At 45.0% G+C, this 5,247-nt stretch carries 5 protein-coding genes; all 5 read right to left on the reverse strand.

All coding sequences use genetic code 11. From position 1 onward, the window contains the following. Window positions 1-235: 235 nt before the first annotated feature. The 5 genes from MHN01_RS15750 to MHN01_RS15770 all read right to left on the reverse strand — a co-directional run bounded on the left by MHN01_RS15750 (window position 236) and on the right by MHN01_RS15770 (window position 5,218). On the reverse strand, window positions 236-1,246 hold the full coding sequence (locus MHN01_RS15750) for a LacI family DNA-binding transcriptional regulator (protein ID WP_239412216.1): 1,011 nt from the start codon (window positions 1,244-1,246) through the stop codon (window positions 236-238). Window positions 1,247-1,391: 145 nt separating this feature from the next. Beyond that, window positions 1,392-2,129: a chitin disaccharide deacetylase gene (gene chbG, locus MHN01_RS15755; protein ID WP_239412217.1), complete on the reverse strand. Its 738-nt coding sequence runs from the start codon at window positions 2,127-2,129 to the stop codon at window positions 1,392-1,394. Window positions 2,130-2,194: 65 nt separating this feature from the next. After that, complete coding sequence (locus MHN01_RS15760; RefSeq protein ID WP_239412218.1) at window positions 2,195-3,508, reverse strand: 6-phospho-beta-glucosidase; 1,314 nt, start codon at window positions 3,506-3,508, stop codon at window positions 2,195-2,197. A 13-nt stretch (window positions 3,509-3,521) separates the two neighbouring features. Further along, window positions 3,522-3,830 carry a PTS lactose/cellobiose transporter subunit IIA gene (locus tag MHN01_RS15765; RefSeq protein ID WP_239412219.1) on the reverse strand — a complete coding sequence of 103 codons (309 nt, stop codon included), beginning with the start codon at window positions 3,828-3,830 and terminating at the stop codon, window positions 3,522-3,524. A 53-nt stretch (window positions 3,831-3,883) separates the two neighbouring features. After that, window positions 3,884-5,218, reverse strand: coding sequence for a PTS sugar transporter subunit IIC (locus MHN01_RS15770; protein WP_239412220.1), 1,335 nt, complete (start codon window positions 5,216-5,218; stop codon window positions 3,884-3,886). Window positions 5,219-5,247 lie beyond the last annotated feature (29 nt).

A 5,247-nucleotide genomic window follows, 5' to 3' on the forward strand; every position in this document is an offset into this window, starting at 1 on the left:
ACGAATACCACCGATCGATGGTCCCAAAGCGTTATTATCGATAACCAATACGGCCTTAAGATCAACTGAAGGTTCGTAAAGGTGAATGGTTTTAAATGGTCCGAATTGGTCGGAATATTGAAAATTAACATCCACGTCAGTACCCGCCAATGATAATTAGCCATGTATAAAACATAGTTATAATTGGCGCTATTCGGTGGTGTTAAAGTAAGAAAGAAGTATCAACGAAACCTGGTTAACCGCTCACTAACTCGCGTTTCTTGACACTGTTACGGATACGTAATTCCGGCTCAAAATGACGTTGTATGCTAATATCCTGATGGTTAATTTGGCTCATTAGCAACCTAACGGCAACCTGCGCCATATCACTAATAGGAAAATGTACGGCAGATACAAAGGGGTACATGGTTGCACACAAGTCGATACTGTCGAAGCTAATTAGTGATATCTGTCGTGGGATCTCGACATGATGCTCGTGGAAAAATTTCACCGCACCTTGCATCATTTCTTCGCTGCAAGAAAACATCGCCGTCATCTTCGGCGCCGAATGGTATAGCTTTTGGGCAGCAAGGTAACCACTTTCATGGCCATAGTCCCCCTCAACCGTCAACCTTGTATCAAGTGCTATACCTGCATTTTTAAGCGCCTGTACATAGCCTTGGTAACGTTGATTGCAGCTGGCGCGGTTGCGTGGACCTGAAATACAAGCAATGTTGCGATGCCCCTGCTTAACTAGGTGATCAACGGCCATCTTTGCAGCCAGACTATGATCAAAGGTGATACATCGCGATTCCAAGCCTTCAACAACACGATCAAGCAGAACAAACGGGGTAGGCTCTTGCGCCAGATCCCGAAGTTCATCATCACTTAAATAGCGACTATTGAGAATATAGCCTTCACACCGGAGATCATGAAACCGGCGTATCGCTTCACGCTCACCATCTGCACGTCGATGACCCTGGGCGGTGATCAAAAATTTATCATGTTGATCCAGCTCGGTCTGGACCTGCTCCATCATTTCACCAAAAAAACCACCGGTATAGTAGGTTACCAGCAAGCCTGTCATATTTGATGAAGCCGTAGCCAATGAACGGGCAATCGCACTAGGGCGATAATTTAGCTCAGCCATCGCCTGCTCAACTTTCCGCTTAGTGTCTGACCGAAATTTACCTTCGCCGTTGATGATCCTTGAAACCGTTGAACGGTGGACACCTGCCAAAGATGCTACATCCTTAATACTTACCATGATTACTGTACTACCTCGAAAACGTGTTGAGTAACATGATGCCAGATAGCCAACGCCCCCATCCCCTTGACTGTAGTACCAAGCCTAATTCACATAAAGATGCAACAATAGATTTGGCCCCAAAAGTCCCAAAAAGATTCTCAACTCACAAAGATAAAATAGAATAATCACTCACAGTGATACCAAGTTCATCCAAAGCATCAGACAGCTTGGCATCAGTAAGGATATCAAGCTCTTTGGCTCGATAGGTATTGTAAGAACTGACATTCATAATAGCCGGATCAATATGGGCTGGGTGTACCATAATTTCCAAAACATCACAGCTGTCGCGATGCCTGTTTATAATCTGCAGCACTTTATCCAACGATACACTCTGACCGTAAAAGCTTCCATCGAAGGCATATCGGTAATTATTTCGTTTATGGCCCTGGTATCCCGTTGTTCTTAATGGAACCTGATAGTCACGCGCGATCTCTTGCACGACAGGCAGGATTTTCGGATGCATATGTGCATGATGATGACTATCGATATGACTGAGGCTAAGGCCTGTATCATTAAAGCGTTCGATTTGCGCAATGACTTCGTTAGCAATCAGTTGCGACGAAAAGTCACACATCCGCCAACACTCTTCCTTCGCTTCAAACAAGCCGTCTTCACCAACAAGAAAGGGAATGTCCGTTAGCGGCGCTCCGGCAGTAAAACGTAAATGAAGCCCAACCTTCAACAAGGGAGCTGACGGTGCCAAATCAACGGCATGTTTTTCGGCCTCCATACCAACCATTAACGTTGTTGAACGGACAACACCAGACAGGCACGCATCAACAATTCCAAGGTTAACTCCTGGCGTCAAACCAAAATCATCGGCATTAAAAATAACATGCATAACAACCACCTAAAAGAAGAGCAGCCACCTGGTTTTCACCCGGCACACTGCTCTTTAGTTTCATACTACTGATTAAATTGCGGCAAATAATCGTGATTTGATTTTAAAATATCATCAAATATTGCTTTTGCTTTACTGATATCAGGAACCAAAGGATTATTAACCAGTGCCATCAACCCCTTGTCATAGTCACCAAAAACAGCAGCTTCAACAGTCAACTGCTCGTAAGCTTTGACCTGACCAAGCAAGCCAATCACAGCCGGACTTAGTTCTCCAACCATCAGCGGCCTCGCCCCCCAACTCCCAACAACAGAGCTGCACTCAATAACAGCATCATCAGGCAGCGCCGCAATGGTTCCATTGTTACATACGTTCACGACATGGATCGTTTTCAGATCGTTATAAATCGCATCAACTAAATTCAGGGATGCATCAGAATAATAAGCACCACCTCGCTTTTCCAATTGCACTGGTTTTTCCGCAAGATTTTCATTCTGATACAGTTCAAAAAGCTCCTTCTCCGTTTTCATAACCTGCTCTGCTCGAGTCCCCTCGCTAAGGGCAGATTCCTTTTCTTCCGCAAGCATCGCACCGGTTTGATAGAAATAGCGGTGATAAGGACAAGGAATTGCCCCTAAGGCTTTAAGAAACGCAGGATCCCAAGGCTCTTCAAAAACATTCTTCATGCTGAAGTTGGCCCCCTCACCGACTTTTTTCAGCACATCTGCTGTAACATCCTTGCCACCTAGCCATACCCGATGAGTCCATAACAAATGGTTCAATCCTGCACACTCAAGCGATAACTCTTCCGGCAAACAATCCATCATTTCAGCAATCATCATCTTCATAGAGACGGGGACATTACACAGTCCGATAGTTTTTACTTTGCTGTATTTCTGAACGGCTTCAGTCACCAAACCTGCTGGATTCGTGAAATTAAGCATCCAAGCATTAGGGGCTAGTTCCTCGATATCCTTACAGATGTCCAAGATAACAGGAATTGTCCGAAGGGCTTTGGCAAAACCACCAGGTCCAGTCGTTTCCTGGCCTATCACGTCATATTTTAATGGGATACGCTCATCATTCGCACGAGCCTGAAGCCCACCTACACGGAACTGAGTCATGACAAAATCAGCACCTTTTATTGCTGCTCGGCGATCAAGCGAGGCTTTGATCGTGATATCAACACCGGCCTTCTCAACCATCCTCTGTGTCAGCGCCTTTATAATATCCAGCTTCTCCTGCCCGGCCTCTACATCAACAAAATGCATCTCTTTGACAGGTACACGGTCCAGTCTTTTCAACACACCTTCAACCAACTCTGGAGTATAGCTACTGCCTCCTCCGATAACGGCCAACTTTAGAGGTGATTTAGTCATAATCCATCCTTCTTTATTTCGACATATTTTCGTACATAGATACCATTTCACTAGTTAGCTCATGCGCTAATATAGTTGTCATCAAGTGGTCTTGGGCATGTACCATTACCAGCGTCATCTCCACCTGTTCTGGTCCTTGGTCTACTTCTATCAACTGGGTCTGGGTTAATTGAGCTCGGTTTAAACAGTCCTTGGCTTGTTTTAGCCGTTCTCTAGCCTGCTGCAGTTCCTGTTCTTTAGCCATCGCCAACGCTTCAAAGCACAAACTACGTGCTTCGCCAGCATTAACAATAATTTCCATAACAACCGCTTCTTGCTGCATATTTATCTCCTAAACAATAAGGGCTACCGATTAAACCGCAGCCCAAATAATAATTACGCGGTTGCTGGAGTACCTTTAACCACTGTCTGCTTGTCCTTCGCAGCAGCTGATTTTCTTTCATCTTCAAGAATTTGTTTTTCAAACATCTTGAAAAATGGCAGGTAAATAAAGAGGTCGATAATTAGAAGGCCTACAACTAGGAATACAGGTGCCAGTGTCCAGCCCGTTCCCCAGGAGGCACCGATAATCGCTGGCGTTGTCCATGGCGTTGTTGCTACGCCCATGCCGACAAAGCCCATCTTCACCGCAGTAAATGCAATGATGGCATTGACAATTGGAGCAAATACGAAAGGAACAAACAGCATTGGGTTCATTACGATTGGAGCACCAAAAATAATTGGCTCATTAATTTGGAAGAACCCCGGTACCGCACTCATTCTGCCTAAACCGCGAAGATGAACCGAGCGACTGAACGCCATCAGGATAGCCAGAGCCAAGGTTGCCCCCGAACCACCGATGATAATATAGAAGTCCCAGAACGGCTGAGTTAATAGGTTGGGAATAGGCTCTCCAGCAACAAACGCAGCGGTGTTGGCACTAATATTGGTCAGGAAGACTGGCGATAACAGACCGACAACGATTGCAGCACCGTGAATACCGGCAAACCATAGCAACTGCGAAACGAGAATCGCACCGATAATTGCAGGCAGAGTATTGGAAGCCGTAATAAGAGGCCTGAACATCTGCATGACTACATCAGGGATCAGCATGTCGAACTGTGCCTGAACAAACAAGCTCAATGGATATACGGTCACAAACACAATTAAGACGGGGATAAGCATTTCAAAACAGCGGGCAATCGCCGATGGGACCTGTTCTGGCATTTTGATCGTAATGTTGCTTTTTTGCAGGAAACGAACAAGCTCTACGGAAAAAAAGGCACATAGAACAGCGGTAAAGATCCCCGTTCCGCCCATATGGTTTGCAGGTAGAGCACCATTGCTAGCAGGAGCGCAAACCAGTAGGAAGCTCATCAACGACAAGCAGGCACAAGTAATGCCGTCCATCATATAAGCACGCGCTAAACTATAGGCGACCCCCAAGGAAACAAATACCGTCATTATGCCCATGGACATATTGTAAGGCATCATTATTGCTTCAAAATTATCTGCCGCAAAATCTAACCAAGCACGACCAAATGCATTCGTTGTATCTTCAGCGAATGGGGGAAAAGCGAATATTAGAATAAAACTACCTACAATAATGAATGGCATTGCAGTAATAAAGCCATCACGCATTGCACGAACATGTATTTGCGAACCAACTTTCGCCGCTATGGGAGCGATTATGTTTTCTACAACATTCATTAATTTATCGTAAAGCTTCATACAAAAATCCTTTTGAAAATATTAATAAC

The sequence above is a fragment of the Photobacterium sp. OFAV2-7 genome, assembly GCF_022347985.1.
Lineage (GTDB): Bacteria > Pseudomonadota > Gammaproteobacteria > Enterobacterales > Vibrionaceae > Photobacterium.

Excerpts from the sequence above, each read along its gene's own strand:
- MHN01_RS15750 (WP_239412216.1), bottom strand. The coding sequence starts at position 1,246 with ATGGTAAGTATTAAGGATGTAGCATCTTTGGCAGGTGTCCACCGTTCA.
- chbG (WP_239412217.1), bottom strand. The coding sequence starts at position 2,129 with ATGCATGTTATTTTTAATGCCGATGATTTTGGTTTGACGCCAGGAGTT.
- MHN01_RS15760 (WP_239412218.1), bottom strand. The coding sequence starts at position 3,508 with ATGACTAAATCACCTCTAAAGTTGGCCGTTATCGGAGGAGGCAGTAGC.
- MHN01_RS15765 (WP_239412219.1), bottom strand. The coding sequence starts at position 3,830 with ATGCAGCAAGAAGCGGTTGTTATGGAAATTATTGTTAATGCTGGCGAA.
- MHN01_RS15770 (WP_239412220.1), bottom strand. The coding sequence starts at position 5,218 with ATGAAGCTTTACGATAAATTAATGAATGTTGTAGAAAACATAATCGCT.